This is a genomic window from Streptococcus mitis (assembly GCF_023109235.1).
Lineage (GTDB): Bacteria > Bacillota > Bacilli > Lactobacillales > Streptococcaceae > Streptococcus > Streptococcus mitis_DA.
The window spans coordinates 16951-37586 of record NZ_JALDUC010000010.1 but is presented as its reverse complement, the minus strand read 5'-3'; the positions used below and the strand labels follow the sequence as shown (position 1 = coordinate 37586).

The window sequence follows — 20636 nt, the reverse complement described above, 5'->3', positions numbered from 1 at the left end:
AAATGAAGAAAACATGGAAAGTGTTTTTAACGCTTGTAACGACTTTTGTAGCTGTCGTACTTGTGGCTTGTGGCCAAGGAACTGCTTCTAAGGACAACAAAGAAGCAGAACTCAAGAAAATTGACTTTATCCTAGACTGGACACCAAATACTAACCACACAGGGCTTTATGTTGCCAAGGAAAAAGGCTATTTCAAAGAAGCTGGAGTGGATGTTGATTTGAAATTGCCACCAGAAGAAAGTTCTTCTGACTTGGTGATCAATGGTAAGGCGCCATTTGCAGTGTATTTCCAAGACTATATGGCTAAAAAATTGGAAAAAGGCGCAGGAATCACTGCCGTTGCAGCTATCGTAGAACACAATACATCAGGAATCATCTCTCGTAAATCTGACAATGTAGCTAGTCCAAAAGACTTGGTTGGTAAGAAATACGGAACTTGGAATGACCCAACTGAACTTGCTATGTTGAAAACCTTGGTAGAATCTCAAGGTGGAGACTTTGAGAAGGTTGAAAAAGTACCAAATAACGACTCAAACTCAATCACACCGATTGCCAATGGCGTCTTTGATACTGCTTGGATCTACTACGGTTGGGATGGTATCCTTGCTAAATCACAAGGTGTAGATGCTAACTTCATGTACTTGAAAGACTATGTCAAGGAGTTTGACTACTATTCACCAGTTATCATCGCAAACAACGACTACCTTAAAGACAACAAAGAAGAAGCTCGTAAAGTCATCCAAGCTATCAAAAAAGGCTACCAATATGCTATGGAGCATCCAGAGGAAGCAGCTGATATCCTCATCAAAAATGCACCTGAACTCAAGGAAAAACGTGACTTTGTCATCGAATCTCAAAAATACTTGTCAAAAGAATACGCAAGCGACAAGGAAAAATGGGGGCAATTTGATGCAGCTCGCTGGAATGCCTTCTACAAATGGGATAAAGAAAATGGTATCCTTAAAGAAGATTTGACAGACAAAGGCTTCACCAACGAATTTGTGAAATAATGACAGAAATTAGACTAGAACACGTCAGTTATGCCTATGGTCAGGAGAGGATTTTAGAGGACATCAATCTGAAAGTCACTTCAGGTGAAGTGGTTTCTATCCTAGGCCCAAGTGGTGTTGGTAAGACTACGCTTTTCAACTTAATTGCGGGGATTTTAGAAGTTCAGTCAGGGAGAATTGTCCTTGATGGTGAAGAAAATCCCAAGGGGCGCGTGAGTTATATGTTACAAAAGGATCTGCTCTTGGAGCACAAGACGGTGCTTGGTAATATCATTCTGCCCCTCTTGATTCAAAAGGTGGATAAGGCAGAAGCTATTGCTCGCGCAGATGAAATTCTTGCGACCTTCCAGTTGACAGCTGTAAGAGATAAATACCCTCATGAACTCAGTGGTGGGATGCGTCAGCGTGTAGCTTTACTCCGAACCTATCTTTTCGGGCACAAGCTCTTTCTCTTGGATGAGGCTTTTAGCGCCTTGGATGAGATGACCAAGATGGAACTCCACGCTTGGTACCTTGAGATTCACAAGCAGTTGCAGCTAACAACCTTGATCATCACGCATAGTATCGAGGAGGCCCTCAGTCTCAGCGACCGCATCTATATCTTGAAAAATCGTCCTGGGCAGATTGTTTCAGAAATTAAACTAGATTGGTCTGAAGATGAGGACAAAGAAGTCCAAAAGATTGCCTATAAACGTCAAATTTTGGTAGAATTAGGCTTAGATAAGTAGAAAAATAGGGAGTTGGTGAAGATTATCCTTTACCAGCGCCCTTTTTCTTTTAAAAATGAGAAAATTTCGGTATAATAGTCAAAGATAGTCAAGGTTTAAAGAGAGAGGTGGGTTTGTAATGAGATTTAAAAATACATCGGATCATATTGAGGCCTACATCAAGGCGATTTTAGATCAATCTGGTATTGTGGAGTTGCAACGGAGTCAGTTGGCAGATACTTTTCAGGTTGTTCCTAGTCAGATTAACTATGTGATCAAGACACGCTTTACGGAAAGTAGAGGCTACTTGGTTGAAAGTAAGCGTGGTGGCGGAGGCTATATTCGTATAGGACGGATTGAGTTTTCTAGTCATCATGAAATGCTCAGGGAGTTGCTTTACTCAATTGGCGAGCGGGTCAGTCAAGAAATTTATGAAGATATTCTGCAGCTTTTGTTTGAGCAGGAATTGATGACCAAGCAGGAGATGAACTTGCTGGTAGCAGTAGCTTTGGATCGCGTTCTAGGAGAAGAAGCTCCAGTTGTTCGTGCAAACATGCTAAGACAGGTCATACAAGAGGTAGATAGAAAAGGGAAGTAAGATGAACTATTCAAAAGCATTGAATGAATGTATCGAAAGTGCCTACATGGTTGCTGGCCATTTTGGAGCTCGTTACCTAGAGTCTTGGCACTTGTTGATTGCCATGTCCAATCACAGTTATAGTGTGGCAGGGGCAACTTTAAATGATTATCCATATGAGATGGACCGTTTAGAAGAGGTCGCTTTGGAACTGACTGAAACGGACTATAACCAGGATGAAATCTTTACGGAATTGCCGTTCTCCCATCGTTTGCAGGTTCTTTTTGATGAAGCAGAGTATGTAGCATCAGTGGTCCATGCTAAGATGCTAGGGACAGAGCATGTCCTCTATGCGATTTTGCATGATGGCAATGCCTTGGCGACTCGCATCTTGGAGAGAGCAGGCTTTTCTTATGAAGACAAGAAAGATCAGGTCAAGATTGCTGCCCTACGTCGAAATCTAGAAGAACGTGCAGGCTGGACTCGTGAAGACCTCAAGGCTCTACGCCAACGCCATCGTACAGTAGCTGACAAGCAAAATTCTATGGCTAATATGATGGGTATGCCCCAGACTCCGAGCGGAGGTCTCGAGGACTATACGCATGATTTGACAGAGCAAGCGCGTTCTGGCAAGTTAGAACCAGTCATCGGTCGGGACAAGGAAATCTCGCGTATGATTCAAATCTTGAGTCGGAAGACAAAGAATAATCCTGTCTTGGTTGGGGCTGCTGGTGTCGGAAAAACTGCTCTGGCGCTTGGTCTTGCCCAGCGAATTGCTAGTGGGGATGTGCCTACGGAAATGTCTAAGATGCGCGTGTTAGAGCTTGATTTGATGAATGTCGTGGCAGGGACACGTTTCCGTGGTGACTTTGAAGAGCGCATGAATAATATCATTAAGGATATTGAAGAAGATGGCCAAGTCATCCTCTTTATAGATGAACTTCACACTATCATGGGTTCTGGGAGCGGGATTGATTCGACTCTGGATGCGGCCAATATCTTGAAGCCAGCCTTGGCGCGTGGAACCTTGAGAACAGTTGGTGCGACCACTCAGGAAGAATATCAAAAACACATCGAAAAAGATGCGGCCCTTTCTCGTCGTTTCGCCAAAGTGATGATTGAAGAGCCAAGTGTGGCCGACAGTATGGCCATTTTGCAAGGTTTGAAGGTGACTTATGAGAAACATCACCGTGTGCAAATCACAGATGAAGCGGTTGAAACAGCGGTTAAGATGGCGCATCGTTACTTGACTAGTCGTCACTTGCCAGACTCTGCTATCGATCTTTTGGATGAGGCAGCAGCAACAGTGCAAAATAAGGCAAAGCATATAAAAGCAGACGATTCAGGTTTGAGTCCAGCTGACAAGGCCTTGATGGATGGCAAGTGGAAACAGGCAGCCCAGCTAATCGCAAAAGAAGAGGAAGTGCCTGTCTATAAAGACTTGGTGACAGAGTCTGATATTTTGACCACCTTGAGTCGCTTGTCAGGTATCCCCGTTCAAAAACTGACTCAGACTGATGCTAAGAAATACTTAAACTTGGAAGCTGAACTGCACAAACGTGTCATCGGTCAAGATCAAGCTGTTTCAAGTATTAGCCGTGCCATTCGCCGCAACCAGTCAGGGATTCGCAGTCATAAGCGTCCGATTGGTTCCTTTATGTTCCTAGGGCCTACAGGTGTCGGTAAGACCGAATTGGCCAAGGCTCTGGCAGAAGTTCTTTTTGATGACGAATCAGCCCTTATCCGCTTTGACATGAGTGAGTATATGGAGAAATTCGCAGCCAGTCGTCTCAACGGAGCTCCTCCGGGCTATGTGGGTTATGAAGAAGGTGGGGAGTTGACCGAGAAGGTTCGCAACAAACCATACTCTGTTCTCCTCTTTGACGAGGTAGAGAAGGCCCACCCAGACATCTTTAATGTTCTCTTGCAGGTGCTGGATGATGGTGTCTTGACAGATAGTAAGGGACGCAAGGTCGACTTTTCAAATACCATTATCATCATGACATCAAACCTTGGTGCGACAGCCCTTCGTGATGACAAGACCGTCGGATTTGGGGCAAAGGACATTCGTTTTGACCAGGAGAATATGGAAAAACGCATGTTCGAAGAGCTGAAAAAGGCTTATAGACCTGAGTTTATCAACCGTATTGATGAAAAGGTGGTCTTCCATAGCTTATCTAGCGACCATATGCAGGAAGTGGTGAAGATTATGGTCAAACCTTTAGTGGCAAGTTTGGCTGAAAAAGGCATTGACTTGAAATTACAAGCTTCCGCACTGAAATTGTTGGCAAATCAAGGATATGACCCAGAGATGGGAGCTCGTCCACTTCGCAGAACCCTGCAAACAGAAGTGGAAGACAAGTTGGCAGAACTTCTTCTCAAGGGAGAATTAGAGGCAGGCAGCACACTTAAGATTGGTGTCAAAGCAGGCCAATTAAAATTTGATATTGCATAAAAAGCGAGGTCGGGAAAAGTTCCCGACCTCTTTGTTTGCCTTTATTAGTTTGCTTTGCTGTTGCGACTGTTTTTAGGGATGGCTATCCTTCTTAGAATTACTCAACATGTGAGTAAAAAAGTCTTTGTATCGATACTTGAGATATTTTTCGTGTAGGAATAACAAAGCGATATAAACAATCAAAAAGATTGTAGTCAGATAAAACACATCAAATGCAGTTCGCGCATAGTAAGTGGCTGATTGATAAGAGACAATAGCTGTCACAATCAACCAAGGAAGATACTTGTAATATTTGCTTAACATAAGCCTATACCTCCTATATCCTAGTTTTCTATTATTATATTCCTTTACAGTTAAAGATGCAAGCGATTACACAAAAACAAATTTAAATTTTTAACAGAAAAATCTCCTGTTTTTCTGTTTTATTACGAATAAAAGAGTAGGAGGAGTAAATGTATCTAAAGTATTTAAGATTTTTAAAATAGTTTAGATAAATTGTTGACATATTTAAATTTCAATGTTACAATTATATTACAAAAAGATTTCTTTATATTTCTAAAATATTACAAAGGAGTAGAAAAATGAAAAAGAAAACCTATATCAAATTGATGGCAGCGACTGTATTGGCTTCTACCTTGCTATTAGGAGCTTGTGGAAATAAAAAGGAAACAACTCAAGCAAGCAGTTCTGCTAAGACAAGCCAGTCATCAAGTTCTAAAGCAACTTCTTCTAGCAAAGAAAGCAAGACTCAGAAGTCCTCAAGTTCAGCTTCATCTGAAAAGGCCAAGGCATCTACTGATCAATCTTCAGCAACTGCAACGCCATCACAAGCGGCACCTGCACCAGAGCAAAGACAAGGTCAAGAAGTGGCTAATCAACAGGTAGCTAGTCAACAAACTCCTGCTCAGACTCCTTCAACTCAACAAGCTACTCAAGCCCAGTCTAACCAATCAAGCTATGATCCTACAACTGACCGCAAACTTCAAGATAAGCAAGCAGAGCAAAATAAACGCTACAAGGGTGTTTTAACCATGGTAGATGGTGATTTCTCAGCTGCAGCAGGCAACTGGAAGGGAGCCAATGGCGAAACCATCACAGTTTCATCAGGTGGTCAATTTACAGTAGAATCTGCTGATGGAAAGAAAGAAAATTACTCTATCAAAGGCTATTCTTATACTCTTGATGATGGTAAGTATAATGCCAAAATCGGTGGAGGAAAAGTCATCCAAATTACAACAGGAGCGGATGGCAAGGTTTCTAGTGTTGCTTTGAATCAATAATAACTCTCAGTATTTGAATTTTTATAATTAAAGAAAATCCGCCAGCTCAATAAGAGTTGACGGATTATTTTATACTTGTACTTGGGTTAAAAATTCTTCTGTAGTAAGAATTTGAGCAAACTCATCTTGTAGAGAAAGGAGATTAATCTCATGGATAGTCTCAGGAGAGATGACTTGACCGTTTTTGTTAGATAGGGTAAAACTGGCAGTAGCATCTGCTAGTAAAGTGACTTTAAAACCAAGATTTGCTGCCATTCTTGTAGTAGTGGATATACAATGAGGCAGAGTCAAACCAACAACGACTAAATGCCCAATCTGTTTTTTCCGTAAATATGTTTCAAGATTTGTTCCAATAAAGGCGCTATTAACCTTTTTTTGAAAGACAGGTTCTGAGGTGATCGGTTCAAATCCACTTTTAAACACTTGATTTTGTTTGTTATGAAATTGCGACTGGGGATTGTCAGATATGTGTTGAACATGTAAGACTGGAAGATCGTGTTTATGAAAGTATGTCAGTACCCTCAATGCTTGATGTTCAGCTTGAGGGTTGTTTCGTTCTCCCCAAATAGGTCTATCAAATGCTTTTTGCATATCGATAATCAGTAGAGCAGTATGAACCATCTTAAGCCTTATCCAACTGCAAGAGTGCTTCAATCTCTGCTAGGGTGCTGGCTTGTGAAATAGCTCCACGGAGTTTGGCAGCGCCAGATGTTCCACGGAGGTAGTGAGGAGCGAGTCCACGGAATTCACGAACTGCTACGTTTTCTCCTTTGAGGTTAATCAAGCGTTTCAAATGTTCGTAGGCGATTTTCATCTTGTCTTCAAAGGTCAAATCAGGGAGAATTTCTCCTGTTTCAAAGTAATGGTTGATTTGGTTGAAGAGGTAAGGATTTCCCATGGCAGCGCGGCCAATCATGACTGCATCAGCACCGACTTCTTCGATGCGTTGTTTGGCTTCTTGGACTGTACGGATGTCACCGTTGGCGATAAATGGAATCTTGGTCAGAGCTTGAGCTACGTCGTGCAAGGTCTCAAGGTCTGCATGACCTGTATACATTTGCTCACGGGTACGGCCATGCATGGCGAGGGCAGAAACACCTGCTGCTTCAGCAGCGAGGGCATTTTCAACTGCCAGAGATGGGTCGGCCCAGCCGGTACGCATTTTGACAGTAAGTGGAATATCAAGGACAGATTGGACTTTGTTGATGATAGAGTAAATCTTATCGGGGTCCTTGAGCCACATAGCGCCAGCTTCGTTCTTCACGATTTTGTTAACTGGGCAGCCCATGTTGATATCGACGATATTGGTCTTGGTGTTTTCTTGGATGAATTCTGCTGCGCGTGCTAGGCTGTCTTCATCACTACCAAAAAGTTGGATAGAAACAGGGTTTTCGCCTTCATCGATATGAAGCATGTGCAGGGTTTTTTCGTTGTTGTATTGGATTCCCTTGTCAGAGACCATTTCCATGACAACGAGTCCTGCACCGAGCTCTTTTGCGATAGTACGAAAGGCTGAGTTGGTCACGCCAGCCATGGGTGCTAAAACGGTACGATTGGGAATCTCAACATTGCCAATCATAAAAGGTGTATTAAGATTTGTCACGAATGAGTTCCTCCAGGTCGTTTTCATCAAAGTTATAGGTAGTTTGGCAGAATTGACAAGTGATTTCTGCTCCGTGGTCTTCCTCTTTCATTTCCTGTAAGTCTGAGCTTGGAAGGCTAGCAAGAGCGTTCATAAAGCGCTCATGGCTACAGTCACATTGGAAACGAATTTCTTCTTCAGAAAGACGCTTGTAGGCCTCGTCACCGTAGATTGCCTTGAGGAGGGCTTCGATATGGTCTTCACTTTCGAGAAGCGTTGAGATAGCTGGCATTTCTTGGATGCGTTTTTCAAAGCGAGCAATCTCTTCTTTCTTGGCTCCTGGCAAGACTTGGACTAGGAAACCACCTGCAACCTTGACCTTGTCTTCCTCGTCCAAAAGGACATTGAGGCCGACTGCTGAAGGTGTTTGTTGGCTTTCGGTCAGGTAAAAGGCCAGGTCTTCACCGATTTCCCCAGAAATGAGGGGAGTCATAGAGTTGTAAGGATTTCCAGTACCGTAGTCTGTGATAACGAGAAATTGACCATTTCCAACAAAAGGTCCGACTAGAACTTCACCAGTTGCAGTCTTTTTGATGTCAACACCAGGATTTTGAACATAGCCTTTGACGTTCCCCTTGGTATCAGCGACCGTGATAATGGCACCTAGAGAGCTAGAGCCCAGCACCTTAACTGTTAGTTTAGTATTTCCTTTTTCATTGGCTGCGAGAATCTGGCTAGCGATAAGAGTTCGACCAAGCGCTACAGTTGAGCTAGCTTGGGTTTGGTGTTTTTCTTGAGCAGTGCGGACGGTTTCTGTGCTATCAAGGACAAAAGCACGAAAGGCTCCGCTTTCTGATATAGTTTTAATAATTTTATCCATAGCTACTATTTTAGCATAAAAATGTCCAAAGGGGGAGCCGTGTGTTTGTTGATTTTTAGGATAATGGACTAGGAAATCAGCATGAAAATAAAAAGAGAAACAGATTATTTCAGCATTTGTAAGATTTATGATATGCTTAAGGTAGAAAATGAAAGGGGTAACAAATGTATTTAGGAGATTTGATGGAAAAGGCTGAATCTGGCCAATTTTCAATCCTTTCCTTTCTATTACAAGAGTCTCAGACGACTGTCAAGGCTGTAATGGAGGAAACAGGATTTTCAAAAGCAACCCTAACCAAATATGTCACCCTGCTCAATGACAAGGCTTTGGATAGTGGCATAGAGCTGACTATCTCCTTAGAAGATGAAAATCTGCGTCTGTCAATCGGTGCAGCTACCAAGGGGAGAGATATTCGGAGCTTGTTTTTGGAGAATGCTGTTAAATACCAGATTTTGATCTATCTTCTCTACCACCAACAGTTTTTAGCCCATCAGCTGGCTCAAGAATTGATGATTAGTGAGGCTACGCTTGGTCGCCACTTAGCTAGTTTAAATCAGATTTTGTCAGAATTTGATTTATCCATCCAGAATGGACGTTGGCGAGGTCCAGAGCATCAGATTCGCTATTTCTATTTCTGTCTTTTTCGTAAGGTCTGGTCGAGTCAGGAATGGGAAGGCCATATGCAGAAACCAGAGAGAAAACAGGAGATTGCCAGTTTAGAAGAGATCTGCGGTGCAAGTTTGTCTTCGGGGCAGAAATTGGACTTGGTTTTGTGGAGTCACATCAGTCAGCAACGTCTTCGGGTTAATGCTTGTCAGTTCCAAGTGATAGAAGAGAAAATGCGAGGGTATTTTGACAATATTTTCTACCTTCGTTTGCTGAGAAAGGCTCCGTCCTTTTTTGCTGGACAACACCTTCCTCTAGGAACTGAGGATGGGGAGATGATGATTTTCTTCTCTTTCCTCCTATCTCATCGCATTCTTCCTCTTCATACTATGGAATATATCCTTGGTTTTGGAGGGCAGTTGGCCGATTTGCTGACACAATTGATTCAAGAAATGAAGAAGGAGGAGTTGCTGGGTGATTATACAGAGGATCACGTTACCTATGAACTCAGTCAGCTTTGTGCTCAAGTCTATCTCTATAAGGGCTATATTTTACAGGACCGCTACAAGTACCAGTTGGAGAATCGTCATCCCTATTTGCTGATGGAACATGATTTTAGGGGGACGGCAGAGGAGATTTTTCATGCTCTACCGGCCTTTCATCAGGGGACAGATCTAGATAAGAAAATTCTCTGGGAATGGCTCCAGTTGATAGAGTATATGGCTGAAAATGGTGGCCAGCATATGCGTATTGGTCTGGATTTGACATCTGGTTTTCTTGTCTTTTCAAGGATGGCAGCCATTTTGAAACGGTATTTGGAATACAATCGTTTTATTACCATTGAAGCCTATGATTGTACTCGGCATTATGATTTGCTGGTTACCAATAACCCGATTCATAAGAAGGAACAGACCCCAGTTTATTATTTAAAAAACGACTTGGATTTGGAAGATTTGGCAGGGATTCGTCAGTTATTATTCACTTAAAAGGCTTGGTTGTTCCAGGTCTTTTTTGTGAAATTCACACAATCTCCTCACATTTTTTAAAAAATTAAAAAAAGTTGATGAACAAGAAAGCGCTTTATTTTGTATACTAGTTACTGTAAAGAGGAGACATCCTCAAGATCATTATGAGGAGGACATCACATGTCACAAGAAAAATACATCATGGCTATTGACCAGGGAACAACAAGTTCTCGTGCCATTATCTTTAATAAAAAAGGAGAAAAAGTTAGCTCGAGTCAAAAAGAGTTTACTCAGATTTTTCCTCAAGCAGGTTGGGTTGAGCACAATGCTAATGAAATTTGGAACTCTGTTCAGTCAGTTATCGCGGGTGCTTTCATCGAAAGTGGTGTCAAGCCAAACCAAATCGAAGCAATCGGGATTACCAACCAGCGTGAAACAACGGTCGTCTGGGATAAGAAAACAGGACTGCCAATCTACAATGCCATCGTTTGGCAATCTCGTCAGACAGCACCTTTGGCTGAACAACTAAAAAGCCAAGGTTATGTGGAAAAATTCCATGAAAAGACTGGTTTGATCATTGATGCTTACTTCTCAGCAACTAAGGTTCGTTGGATTTTGGACCATGTTGAAGGTGCTCAAGAGCGAGCAGAAAAGGGAGAGTTGCTCTTTGGTACCATTGATACTTGGTTGGTTTGGAAATTGACTGACGGTGCGGCTCACGTGACGGACTACTCAAATGCAGCTCGTACCATGCTTTATAACATTAAAGAACTCAAATGGGATGATGAGATTTTAGAAATCCTCAATATTCCTAAAGCAATGTTGCCTGAGGTTCGTTCTAACTCTGAAATCTACGGTAAGACAGCCCCATTCCATTTCTATGGTGGAGAAGTCCCAATCTCAGGTATGGCTGGGGACCAACAGGCAGCCCTCTTTGGACAGTTGGCCTTTGAACCAGGTATGGTCAAGAATACTTATGGAACAGGTTCTTTCATCATTATGAATACTGGTGAAGAGATGCAGTTGTCTGAGAACAACCTCTTGACAACCATTGGTTACGGAATTAATGGCAAGGTTTACTATGCCTTGGAAGGGTCTATTTTCATCGCAGGAAGTGCCATTCAGTGGCTTCGTGATGGACTTCGCATGGTCGAAAATTCACCAGAATCTGAAAAATATGCCCGTGATTCTCACAACAACGATGAAGTTTATGTTGTTCCAGCCTTTACAGGTCTAGGAGCTCCATACTGGAACCAAAACGCTCGCGGTTCTGTCTTTGGCTTAACTCGTGGAACAACTAAAGAAGACTTTATCAAGGCGACTTTGCAATCTATCGCTTATCAAGTGCGTGACATCATCGACACCATGCAAGTGGATGCGCAGACAGCTATCCAAGTCTTGAAAGTAGACGGTGGTGCAGCTATGAATAATTTCCTCATGCAGTTCCAAGCTGACATTTTGGGAATCGATATCGCACGCGCCAAAAACTTGGAAACAACAGCTCTAGGGGCAGCCTTCCTAGCAGGTTTGTCAGTGGGCTATTGGAAAGACTTGGATGAGTTGAAACTCTTGAACGAGACAGGAGAGCTCTTCGAGCCATCTATGAACGAATCTCGCAAGGAACAACTCTACAAGGGCTGGAAGAAGGCTGTAAAAGCAACTCAAGTCTTTGCGGAAGTAGACGACTAATACTGGAAGAATAAAGCGACTCAGTTAGAAAGTGTGTAAATATGGAATTTTCAAAGAAAACACGTGAATTATCAATTCAAAAAATGCAGGAACGTACCTTGGACCTCTTGATTATCGGTGGAGGTATCACTGGTGCTGGTGTAGCCTTGCAGGCGGCAGCTAGTGGTCTAGATACTGGTTTGATTGAAATGCAGGACTTCGCAGAAGGAACATCCAGCCGTTCAACAAAATTGGTTCATGGAGGACTACGTTACCTTAAGCAATTTGATGTAGAAGTGGTATCAGATACAGTTTCTGAACGTGCAGTGGTTCAACAAATCGCTCCACACATTCCGAAACCAGACCCAATGCTCTTGCCAGTTTACGATGAAGATGGAGCTACTTTTAGCCTCTTCCGTCTTAAAGTAGCTATGGATCTTTACGACCTCTTGGCAGGTGTCAACAACACACCAGCTGCTAACAAGGTTTTGAGCAAGGAAGAAGTCTTGGAACGCCAGCCAAACTTGAAGAAAGAAGGTTTGGTAGGAGGTGGAGTTTATCTTGACTTCCGTAACAACGATGCTCGTCTCGTGATCGAAAACATCAAACGTGCCAACCAGGACGGTGCCCTCATTGCTAACCACGTGAAGGCAGAAGGCTTCCTATTTGACGAAAGTGGCAAGATTACAGGTGTTGTAGCTCGTGATCTCTTGACAGACCAAGTCTTTGAAATCAAGGCCCGTCTGGTTATTAACACAACAGGTCCTTGGAGCGACAAGGTGCGCAATTTGTCTAATAAGGGAACACAATTCTCACAAATGCGTCCAACTAAGGGAGTTCACTTGGTAGTGGATTCAAGCAAGATCAAGGTTTCACAGCCAGTTTACTTTGATACAGGTTTGGGTGATGGCCGTATGGTCTTTGTTCTCCCACGTGAAAACAAGACTTACTTCGGTACAACGGATACAGACTACACAGGTGATTTGGAACATCCAAAAGTGACGCAGGAAGATGTAGATTACCTACTTGGCATTGTCAATAACCGCTTCCCAGAAGCCAACATTACTATTGATGATATCGAAAGCAGCTGGGCAGGTCTTCGTCCATTGATCGCAGGCAATAGCGCTTCTGACTACAATGGAGGAAATAACGGAACCATCAGTGATGAAAGCTTTAACAACTTGATTACGACTGTTGAATCTTATCTCTCTAAAGAAAAAACTCGTGAAGATGTAGAGGCTGCTGTTAGCAAGCTTGAAAGCAGTACCTCTGAGAAACATTTGGACCCATCTGCAGTTTCTCGTGGTTCTAGCTTGGACCGAGATGATAATGGTCTCTTGACCCTTGCTGGTGGTAAAATCACAGACTACCGTAAGATGGCTGAAGGAGCTATGGAGCGCGTGGTTGACATCCTCAAAGCAGAATTTGACCGTAGCTTTAAACTCATCAATTCTAAGACTTACCCTGTTTCAGGTGGGGAATTGAACCCAGCAAATGTGGACTCAGAAATCGAAGCCTTTGCGCAACTTGGAGTGTCACGTGGTTTGGATAGCAAGGAAGCTCATTACCTAGCAAATCTTTATGGTTCAAATGCACCGAAAGTCTTTGCTCTTGCTCATAGTTTAGAACAAGCACCAGGACTCAGCTTGGCAGATACCTTGTCCCTTCACTATGCAATGCGCAATGAGTTGGCTCTGAGCCCAGTTGACTTCCTCCTTCGTCGTACCAACCACATGCTCTTTATGCGTGATAGTTTGGATAGCATCGTTGAGCCAGTTTTGGATGAAATGGGACGATTCTATGACTGGACTGAAGAAGAAAAAGCCGCTTACCGTGCGGATGTCGAAGCGGCTCTCGCTAACAATGATTTAGCAGAATTAAAAAATTAAGAAAAAATCAAAGAGGTGGAGGGCAGGCTTCCTTGTCGCCCGCCCCTTCTTTTTAATGGAGACAGAAAGATGATGAATGAATTATTTGGAGAATTTCTAGGGACTTTAATCCTAATTCTTCTAGGAAATGGTGTTGTTGCTGGTGTTGTTCTTCCAAAAACCAAGAGCAACAGCTCAGGTTGGATTGTGATTACGATGGGTTGGGGGATTGCAGTTGCAGTTGCAGTCTTTGTATCTGGAAAACTCAGTCCAGCTCATTTGAATCCAGCTGTGACAATTGGTGTGGCTTTAAAAGGTGACTTGCCTTGGGCATCAGTATTCCCTTATATCCTAGCCCAGTTCGCAGGGGCTATGCTCGGTCAGATTTTGGTTTGGTTGCAATTCAAACCTCACTATGAGGCAGAAGAAAATGCAGGAAATATCCTGGCAACCTTCAGTACTGGACCAGCCATCAAAGATACTGTATCAAACTTGATCAGCGAAATCCTTGGCACCTTTGTATTGGTATTGACAATCTTTGCTTTGGGACTTTATGACCTTCAAGCAGGAATCGGAACCTTTGCAGTGGGGACTTTGATTGTCGGTATCGGTCTATCACTAGGTGGGACAACAGGTTATGCCTTGAACCCTGCGCGTGACCTTGGACCTCGTATCATGCATAGCATTTTGCCAATTTCAAACAAGGGAGACGGAGACTGGTCTTATGCCTGGATTCCAGTTGTGGGACCTGTTATCGGTGCAGCCTTGGCCGTGCTTGTATTCTCGCTTTTCTAATCTAGAAAACAATTATGTTGAAAAGCTTGAGATGAAAATCTCAGGCTTTTTCATGTAAAAACCATCACTTTTGTTTTCTGCTATTTTATGCTAAAATATTAAAAATCAAATTTTAATTCCAAAGTTGGCAACTAAGATAGGAGAGCTATATGTCTAATTCATTTATCAAGTTGTTAGTCTCTCAATTGTTTGCAAATTTAGCAGATATTTTCTTTAGAGTAACAATCATTGCTAACATATACATTATTTCAAAATCAGTAATTGCCACGTCACTAGTTCCCATTTTAATAGGGATATCCTCTTTTGTTGCGAGTCTTTTAGTTCCTTTAGTTACTAAAAGGATAGCGCTAAATAGGGTTTTATCTTTATCCCAATTTGGAAAGACTATATTATTAACGATACTGGTAGGAATGTTTACCGTAATGCAATCCGTAGCGCCTTTGGTAACCTATCTATTTGTTGTGGCAATTTCAATATTAGATGGTTTTGCAGCACCTGTTTCCTATGCTATTGTGCCACGCTATGCGACCGATTTGGGTAAGGCTAATTCAGCCTTGTCAATGAGTGGTGAAGCTGTTCAATTGGTGGGTTGGGGATTAGGTGGACTCTTATTTGCAACAATTGGTCTGTTACCTACCACGTTTATCATTTTAATATTGTATATCATTTCTAGCTTTCTGATGTTATTTCTTCCTAACGCTGAAGTGGAGGTGTTAGAGTCAGAAACTAATCTTGAAATTTTGCTCAGAGGTTGGAAGTTAGTTGCTAGAGATCCTAGATTAAGACTTTTTGTATCAGCAAATTTATTTGAAATTTTCTCAAATACGATTTGGGTTTCGTCTATCATACTTGTCTTTGTAACTGAGTTATTAAATGAAACGGAAAGTTACTGGGGATATTCTAATACAGCATACTCTATTGGTATTATAATTAGTGGCTTAATTGCTTTTCGGCTATCTGAAAAGTTCCTCGCTGCTAAATGGGAAAGTATTCTTTTTTCTCTTGTAGCCATGGCAATAGTGACGCTGACTATTCTATATTTTCCCAATGCACAGATGTTTTTAGTATTTTCAGCTTTAGTTGGTATGTTATCGCAGCTAAAAGAAGTTCCTGAAAGTGTATTTCTTCAGGAAACAGTAGAGGAAAATAACTTGGTTAATGTCTATTCCGTTCTGGAAGTGATTTCGACACTAGCATTTTCAGTATTTGTTTTGCTAATGAGCTATATTACTGAGAGTTTTGGTATTAGTATCAGTTTTTGGATATCGGCCATTTGTCTGGTGATAGAAGCTATTTTAATTTATATCAGACGAGATTATTTTAAATGAGAGACTAGTTAAAAAGTCTTTAAAAATCAGCAAATCGCATAGTATCAGGTGTTGAAAAAACTTGATATCGTGCGTTTTATTATGGGAAGATTTCCTTCATTTTCTCATGAAATGGAGTTTTGAAACAGTATCACTCTACTTGAAATATACATAGAAAAAGCGCATAACCCTTAAAATAAGCTGAAATCTAGTGAAAATGTACGGTAAACAATTGAAAAACTAGCCTATAAAGTGGTACAATGGTAGAAAAATACTATAGTAAGAGTCTATCTTATTTAGCAAAAATTACAGAAATGAATGGTTTTTCTTGATGAAACAGAGAAAAGAATTGTACCTCTTTCTTGGTCGGACAGCCTTGTATTTTCTTATCTTTCTGGGGCTGCTTTACTTCTTTAGCTATCTTGGTCAGGGTCAAGGAAGCTTTATCTATAATGAATTTTAACTTGAAGGAGAATTCCTATTGTGTCAAATAAACCAATAGTAGATATGATTGAAACCATTGAGCATTTTGCTCAGACACAGCCTAGCTATCCTGTTTACAATGTTTTGGGGCAGGAACACACTTATGGAGATTTAAAGGCTGATTCGGATAGTTTGGCTGCAGCCATTGACCAACTAGGCTTGCCTAAGAAGTCTCCTGTGGTTGTTTTTGGAGGCCAAGAATATGAAATGTTGGCAACCTTTGTAGCGCTGACTAAGTCAGGTCATGCCTACATTCCAATTGATAGCCATTCGGCCTTGGAGCGAGTTTCAGCTATTTTAGAAGTAGCGGAGCCAAGTTTGATTATTGCCATTTCAGAATTTCCATTGGAGCAGGTTTCTACACCGATGATGACTCTAGCTCAGGTTCAAGAAGCCTTTGCTCAGGGGAATAACTATGAGATCACGCATCCAGTCAAGAGTGATGATAACTACTACATTATCTTTACTTCTGGTACGACTGGTAAGCCTAAAGGAGTGCAGATTTCCCATGATAACCTCCTCAGCTTTACCAATTGGATGATTACGGACAAGGAATTTGCGACGCCAAGTCGTCCGCAAATGCTGGCTCAGCCACCTTATTCTTTTGACTTGTCTGTCATGTATTGGGCACCGACCTTGGCACTGGGTGGTACACTTTTTGCCCTTCCTTCAGCTATTACTCAGGACTTTAAGCAACTCTTTGCGACCATCTTTTCATTGCCAATCGCTATCTGGACATCAACGCCTTCTTTTGCGGATATGGCCATGTTGTCAGAAGACTTTAATAGTGAGAAAATGCCTGGAATTACGCATTTCTACTTTGATGGAGAAGAATTGACGGTTAAAACGGCTCAAAAACTACGCGAACGTTTCCCAAATGCCCGTATTATCAATGCTTACGGCCCAACAGAAGCGACAGTAGCCCTGTCAGCTGTTGCTGTGACAGATGAGATGTTGACGACTCTCAAACGCCTACCAATCGGCTATACCAAGGCTGATTCTCCAACCTTTATCATTGACGAGGACGGAAATAAATTGCCAAATGGCGAACAGGGAGAAATCATTGTTTCTGGACCAGCCGTTTCAAAAGGTTATATGAACAATCCTGAAAAAACGGCAGAAGCCTTCTTTGAATTTGAAGGGCTGCCAGCCTACCATACAGGAGATGTGGGAACTATGACAGATGAAGGCTTGCTTCTCTACGGCGGACGCATGGACTTCCAGATTAAGTTCAACGGTTACCGCATTGAGTTAGAAGATGTTTCTCAAAATCTCAACAAGTCTCGCTTTATCGAGTCTGCTGTAGCTGTGCCACGTTATAATAAAGACCACAAGGTGCAAAATCTATTGGCTTATGTCATCTTGAAAGACGGTGTTTGTGAGCAGTTTGAGCGAGATATTGATATTACCAAGGCTATCAAGGAAGATTTAACAGATATCATGATGTCCTACATGATGCCGTCTAAATTCCTTTACCGAGACAGTTTGCCACTGACTCCAAATGGAAAGATTGACATTAAAGGATTGATTAACGAGGTGAATAAGAGATGATGGAGTTCTTTCAACAGCTTCCTCATTTAGAGCCATATGGGAATCCTCAGTATTTTGTCTATGTGATTGCTGCAACCTTACCCATCTTTATCGGTCTATTTTTCAAGAAACGCTTTGCCTGGTATGAAGTACTGGTTAGCCTCTTCTTTATCGTCACCATGCTGGTAGGTGGGAAGACAAATCAATTGGCCGCCTTGGGTACTTACCTTTGCTGGGAAGTATTGCTCGTACTCTTCTACAAGCATTATCGAAAAAGTAAGGATGGTAAGTGGGTCTTTTACCTAGTTAGTTTTCTGTCCCTCCTTCCGATTATCTTTGTCAAGGTGCAGCCGGCTATCAATGGAACGCAGTCTTTGCTTGGCTTTTTGGGTATTTCTTACCTGACCTTTCGTTCGGTTGGAATTATCATCGAGCTGAGAGATGGAGTGATTAAGGATTTTACCCTCTGGGAATTCCTCCGTTTTCTTCTCTTCATGCCGACTTTTTCAAGTGGCCCAATCGATCGCTTTAAGCGATTTAATGAAAATTATCAGACCATTCCTGAGCGGGATGAGTTGATGGATATGTTGGATGAATCTGTTCGCTATATTATGTGGGGATTTTTGTACAAGTTTATCCTGGCTCATGTTTTAGGAGAAACCTTACTCCCTCCTCTGAAGAATTTAGCCCTGCAGTCAGGTGGCTTCTTTAACCTCTATGCCTTGGCAGTTATGTATACCTTTGGTCTGGAGCTCTTCTTTGACTTTGCAGGTTACTCTATGTTTGCCTTAGCCATTTCAAATTTGATGGGAATTCGTAGCCCTATCAACTTTAACAAGCCCTTTTTATCAAGGGATTTGAAGGAATTTTGGAATCGTTGGCACATGAGTCTCTCTTTCTGGTTCCGTGACTTTGTCTTTATGCGGATGGTCATGGTATTGACCAGAAAGAAGGTCTTTAAAAATCGTAATGTAACCTCAAGTGTGGCCTATATTGTAAATATGCTGATTATGGGATTTTGGCATGGTGTGACCTGGTACTACATCGCCTATGGACTCTTTCATGGAATTGGATTGGTCATCAATGACGCTTGGGTTCGTAAGAAAAAAACACTCAATAAGGAACGGAAAAAAGCAGGGAAGCCTGCTCTACCTGAGAATCGCTGGATTCAGTTGCTTGGCATGGTTATCACCTTCCATGTCGTCATGCTGTCATTCTTGATCTTTTCTGGATTTTTGAATGATTTATGGTTTAAAAAATAAAGGAAATAAAATATGGATATCAAATCAGAAGTTATCGAAATTATTGATGAGTTGTTTATGGAAGATGTTTCTGACATGATGGATGAAGATCTTTTTGACGCAGGTGTCTTGGATAGTATGGGAACGGTTGAATTAATTGTGGAGATTGAAAACCGTTTTGACATTCGTGTTCCTGTAACAGAGTTTGGTCGTGATGACTGGAATACAGCTAATAAAATCATAGCTGGTATTGTGGAGCTACAAAATGCTTAAACGCTTATGGATGATCTTCGGACCGGTCTTGATAGCTGGTTTGTTGGTTTGTCTGCTTATCTTTTTCTATCCTGCTGAGATGCGTCATGATCTGGGAGCTGAAAAGCGTTCGGCGGTGGCTACTACTATCGATAGTTTTAAGGAGCGAAGTCAAAAGGTCAGAGCACTATCTGATCCAAATATGCGTTTTGTTCCCTTCTTTGGCTCTAGTGAATGGCTTCGTTTTGACGGTGCCCATCCTGCGGTATTGGCTGAGAAATACAACCGCTCTTATCGCCCCTATCTTTTAGGACAGAGGGGAGCTGCCTCGCTCAATCAGTATTTTGGGATGCAACAGATGTTGCCACAACTGGAGAATAAACAAGTTGTGTATGTTATCTCACCTCAGTGGTTTAGTAAAAATGGCTATGAGCCAGCAGCTTTTCAGCAGTATTTTAATGGAGACCAGTTGACCAGTTTTCTGGAACATCAATCTGGAGATCAGGCTAGTCAATATGCAGCGACTCGTTTACTACAGCAGTTCCCAAACGTAGCTATGAAGGACCTGGTTCAGAAGTTGGCAAGTAAAGAAGAATTGTCGACGGCAGACAATGAAATGATTGAATTATTGGCTCGGTTTAATGAACGCCAAGCTTCCTTTTTTGGTCAGTTTTCAGTTAGAGGCTATGTCAACTACGATAAGCATGTAGTTAAGTATTTAAAGACCTTGCCAGACCAGTTTTCTTATCAAGCCATAGAAGATGTCGTTAAAGCAGATGCTGAAAAGAATACTTCCAATAATGATCTGGGAATGGAAAATTATTTCTATAATACGCAGATCAAGAAGGATTTGAAGAAATTAAAGGACTCTCAGAAAAGCTTTACCTATCTCAAGTCGCCAGAGTATAATGACTTGCAGTTGGTGTTAACCCAGTTTTCTAAATCCAAAGTAAACCCGATTTTTATCATTCCACCTGTTAATAAAAAATGGATGGACTACGCTGGTTTACGAGAAGATATGTACCAACAAACGGTGCAGAAGATTCGCTACCAGTTAGAAAGTCAAGGGTTTACCAATATAGCAGATTTTTCTAAGGACGGTGGGGAAGCTTTCTTTATGAAGGATACCATTCACCTTGGTTGGTTGGGTTGGTTGGCTTTTGACAAGGCCGTTGATCCTTTCCTTTCCAATCCCACCCCAGCTCCGACTTACTATCTGAATGAGCGCTTTTTCAGCAAAGACTGGGCGACTTACGATGGAGAAGTCAAGGCATTTCAATAGATCATAATATAGAAGAGTTCAAGAATGAAACTTGTTTTCACGTTTTTTCTTGACTCTTTTTTTGGTTGTGATATAATTAACCAGTAAATAATTTCAAAGAATAGTATTTTCTCTTAAAAAAGAGAAGTCTAAAAGGAAAGGAGTCAAA

19 protein-coding genes are annotated in these 20636 nt (G+C 41.8%); 15 read left to right on the top strand and 4 right to left on the bottom strand.

Annotation, left to right across the window (positions count from 1 at the left end):
- Positions 1 to 2: 2 nt before the first annotated feature.
- From M1F55_RS07055 to M1F55_RS07040, 4 genes are all read left to right on the top strand, one after another.
- Positions 3 to 1010 carry an ABC transporter substrate-binding protein gene (locus tag M1F55_RS07055; RefSeq protein ID WP_247947570.1) on the top strand — a complete coding sequence of 336 codons (1008 nt, stop codon included), beginning with the start codon at positions 3 to 5 and terminating at the stop codon, positions 1008 to 1010.
- On the top strand, positions 1010 to 1738 hold the full coding sequence (locus M1F55_RS07050) for an ABC transporter ATP-binding protein (RefSeq protein WP_020902628.1): 729 nt from the start codon (positions 1010 to 1012) through the stop codon (positions 1736 to 1738). Before M1F55_RS07055 ends, M1F55_RS07050 begins: the two co-directional genes overlap by 1 nt.
- A gap of 118 nt (positions 1739 to 1856) precedes the next feature.
- Positions 1857 to 2315, top strand: coding sequence for a CtsR family transcriptional regulator (locus M1F55_RS07045; protein WP_023947296.1), 459 nt, complete (start codon positions 1857 to 1859; stop codon positions 2313 to 2315).
- 1 nt (position 2316) lies between these two features.
- Positions 2317 to 4749 carry an ATP-dependent Clp protease ATP-binding subunit gene (locus M1F55_RS07040; RefSeq protein ID WP_247947569.1) on the top strand — a complete coding sequence of 811 codons (2433 nt, stop codon included), beginning with the start codon at positions 2317 to 2319 and terminating at the stop codon, positions 4747 to 4749.
- A gap of 72 nt (positions 4750 to 4821) precedes the next feature.
- Here M1F55_RS07040 and M1F55_RS07035 read toward each other — a convergent pair whose 3' ends face one another.
- On the bottom strand, positions 4822 to 5052 hold the full coding sequence (locus M1F55_RS07035; protein ID WP_033682492.1) for a hypothetical protein: 231 nt from the start codon (positions 5050 to 5052) through the stop codon (positions 4822 to 4824).
- Between the two features lie 278 nt (positions 5053 to 5330).
- Between M1F55_RS07035 and M1F55_RS07030 the strand changes: the two genes are divergently transcribed.
- Positions 5331 to 6029: a hypothetical protein gene (locus tag M1F55_RS07030; protein WP_247947568.1), complete on the top strand. Its 699-nt coding sequence runs from the start codon at positions 5331 to 5333 to the stop codon at positions 6027 to 6029.
- A 69-nt stretch (positions 6030 to 6098) separates the two neighbouring features.
- Here the strand turns inward: M1F55_RS07030 and M1F55_RS07025 are convergent, their stop codons facing one another.
- From M1F55_RS07025 to hslO, 3 genes are read right to left on the bottom strand one after another with little or no spacing between them, the layout of a single operon-like run.
- Positions 6099 to 6650, bottom strand: a complete 552-nt coding sequence (locus M1F55_RS07025; RefSeq protein ID WP_247947567.1) for a cysteine hydrolase family protein — start codon at positions 6648 to 6650, stop codon at positions 6099 to 6101.
- Between the two features lies 1 nt (position 6651).
- Positions 6652 to 7632, bottom strand: coding sequence for a tRNA dihydrouridine synthase DusB (dusB, locus tag M1F55_RS07020; protein ID WP_050213066.1), 981 nt, complete (start codon positions 7630 to 7632; stop codon positions 6652 to 6654).
- Positions 7619 to 8491 (bottom strand): Hsp33 family molecular chaperone HslO, encoded by an 873-nt coding sequence (gene hslO, locus M1F55_RS07015; protein ID WP_247947566.1) that lies wholly within the window; start codon positions 8489 to 8491, stop codon positions 7619 to 7621. The genes dusB and hslO overlap by 14 nt, the downstream gene beginning before the upstream one ends.
- A 164-nt stretch (positions 8492 to 8655) precedes the next feature.
- Here hslO and M1F55_RS07010 point away from each other — a divergent pair, with 164 nt between their 5' ends.
- The 10 genes from M1F55_RS07010 to dltD all read left to right on the top strand — a co-directional run bounded on the left by M1F55_RS07010 (position 8656) and on the right by dltD (position 20488).
- On the top strand, positions 8656 to 10083 hold the full coding sequence (locus tag M1F55_RS07010) for an AcpB/EbpR/MafR family transcriptional regulator (protein WP_247947565.1): 1428 nt from the start codon (positions 8656 to 8658) through the stop codon (positions 10081 to 10083).
- Positions 10084 to 10242: 159 nt separating this feature from the next.
- Complete coding sequence (gene glpK, locus M1F55_RS07005; RefSeq protein WP_000076786.1) at positions 10243 to 11751, top strand: glycerol kinase GlpK; 1509 nt, start codon at positions 10243 to 10245, stop codon at positions 11749 to 11751.
- 41 nt (positions 11752 to 11792) lie between these two features.
- The gene (gene glpO / locus M1F55_RS07000) at positions 11793 to 13619 is read left to right on the top strand and encodes a type 1 glycerol-3-phosphate oxidase (RefSeq protein ID WP_045612462.1); all 1827 of its coding nucleotides are present in this window, start codon (positions 11793 to 11795) and stop codon (positions 13617 to 13619) included.
- A gap of 69 nt (positions 13620 to 13688) precedes the next feature.
- Positions 13689 to 14393, top strand: coding sequence for an MIP/aquaporin family protein (locus tag M1F55_RS06995; protein ID WP_000980817.1), 705 nt, complete (start codon positions 13689 to 13691; stop codon positions 14391 to 14393).
- A gap of 149 nt (positions 14394 to 14542) precedes the next feature.
- The gene (locus M1F55_RS06990; RefSeq protein WP_084947722.1) at positions 14543 to 15721 is read left to right on the top strand and encodes a ryptide export MFS transporter; all 1179 of its coding nucleotides are present in this window, start codon (positions 14543 to 14545) and stop codon (positions 15719 to 15721) included.
- A gap of 310 nt (positions 15722 to 16031) precedes the next feature.
- Complete coding sequence (locus M1F55_RS06985) at positions 16032 to 16163, top strand: teichoic acid D-Ala incorporation-associated protein DltX (RefSeq protein ID WP_000813667.1); 132 nt, start codon at positions 16032 to 16034, stop codon at positions 16161 to 16163.
- A 20-nt stretch (positions 16164 to 16183) separates the two neighbouring features.
- Positions 16184 to 17734, top strand: a complete 1551-nt coding sequence (gene dltA / locus M1F55_RS06980; protein WP_247947564.1) for a D-alanine--poly(phosphoribitol) ligase subunit DltA — start codon at positions 16184 to 16186, stop codon at positions 17732 to 17734.
- The gene (gene dltB / locus M1F55_RS06975; RefSeq protein WP_247947563.1) at positions 17731 to 18975 is read left to right on the top strand and encodes a D-alanyl-lipoteichoic acid biosynthesis protein DltB; all 1245 of its coding nucleotides are present in this window, start codon (positions 17731 to 17733) and stop codon (positions 18973 to 18975) included. Before dltA ends, dltB begins: the two co-directional genes overlap by 4 nt.
- A gap of 12 nt (positions 18976 to 18987) precedes the next feature.
- Entirely contained in the window at positions 18988 to 19227 is a 240-nt protein-coding gene (gene dltC, locus M1F55_RS06970) for a D-alanine--poly(phosphoribitol) ligase subunit DltC (RefSeq protein ID WP_000351967.1), read from the top strand.
- Entirely contained in the window at positions 19220 to 20488 is a 1269-nt protein-coding gene (dltD, locus tag M1F55_RS06965) for a D-alanyl-lipoteichoic acid biosynthesis protein DltD (RefSeq protein WP_247947562.1), read from the top strand. Before dltC ends, dltD begins: the two co-directional genes overlap by 8 nt.
- The last annotated feature ends 148 nt before the right edge of the window (positions 20489 to 20636 follow it).

What these genes read in the sequence shown, in the direction of transcription:
- M1F55_RS07010 (WP_247947565.1), top strand. Translation starts at nt 8,656, where the DNA reads ATGTATTTAGGAGATTTGATGGAAAAGGCTGAATCTGGCCAATTTTCA.
- M1F55_RS07035 (WP_033682492.1), bottom strand. Translation starts at nt 5,052, where the DNA reads ATGTTAAGCAAATATTACAAGTATCTTCCTTGGTTGATTGTGACAGCT.
- dltB (WP_247947563.1), top strand. Translation starts at nt 17,731, where the DNA reads ATGATGGAGTTCTTTCAACAGCTTCCTCATTTAGAGCCATATGGGAAT.
- hslO (WP_247947566.1), bottom strand. Translation starts at nt 8,491, where the DNA reads ATGGATAAAATTATTAAAACTATATCAGAAAGCGGAGCCTTTCGTGCT.
- glpK (WP_000076786.1), top strand. Translation starts at nt 10,243, where the DNA reads ATGTCACAAGAAAAATACATCATGGCTATTGACCAGGGAACAACAAGT.
- M1F55_RS07055 (WP_247947570.1), top strand. Translation starts at nt 3, where the DNA reads ATGAAGAAAACATGGAAAGTGTTTTTAACGCTTGTAACGACTTTTGTA.
- M1F55_RS07045 (WP_023947296.1), top strand. Translation starts at nt 1,857, where the DNA reads ATGAGATTTAAAAATACATCGGATCATATTGAGGCCTACATCAAGGCG.
- dltD (WP_247947562.1), top strand. Translation starts at nt 19,220, where the DNA reads ATGCTTAAACGCTTATGGATGATCTTCGGACCGGTCTTGATAGCTGGT.
- M1F55_RS06990 (WP_084947722.1), top strand. Translation starts at nt 14,543, where the DNA reads ATGTCTAATTCATTTATCAAGTTGTTAGTCTCTCAATTGTTTGCAAAT.
- M1F55_RS06985 (WP_000813667.1), top strand. Translation starts at nt 16,032, where the DNA reads ATGAAACAGAGAAAAGAATTGTACCTCTTTCTTGGTCGGACAGCCTTG.
- dltC (WP_000351967.1), top strand. Translation starts at nt 18,988, where the DNA reads ATGGATATCAAATCAGAAGTTATCGAAATTATTGATGAGTTGTTTATG.
- glpO (WP_045612462.1), top strand. Translation starts at nt 11,793, where the DNA reads ATGGAATTTTCAAAGAAAACACGTGAATTATCAATTCAAAAAATGCAG.
- M1F55_RS06995 (WP_000980817.1), top strand. Translation starts at nt 13,689, where the DNA reads ATGATGAATGAATTATTTGGAGAATTTCTAGGGACTTTAATCCTAATT.
- M1F55_RS07030 (WP_247947568.1), top strand. Translation starts at nt 5,331, where the DNA reads ATGAAAAAGAAAACCTATATCAAATTGATGGCAGCGACTGTATTGGCT.
- M1F55_RS07040 (WP_247947569.1), top strand. Translation starts at nt 2,317, where the DNA reads ATGAACTATTCAAAAGCATTGAATGAATGTATCGAAAGTGCCTACATG.
- M1F55_RS07050 (WP_020902628.1), top strand. Translation starts at nt 1,010, where the DNA reads ATGACAGAAATTAGACTAGAACACGTCAGTTATGCCTATGGTCAGGAG.
- M1F55_RS07025 (WP_247947567.1), bottom strand. Translation starts at nt 6,650, where the DNA reads ATGGTTCATACTGCTCTACTGATTATCGATATGCAAAAAGCATTTGAT.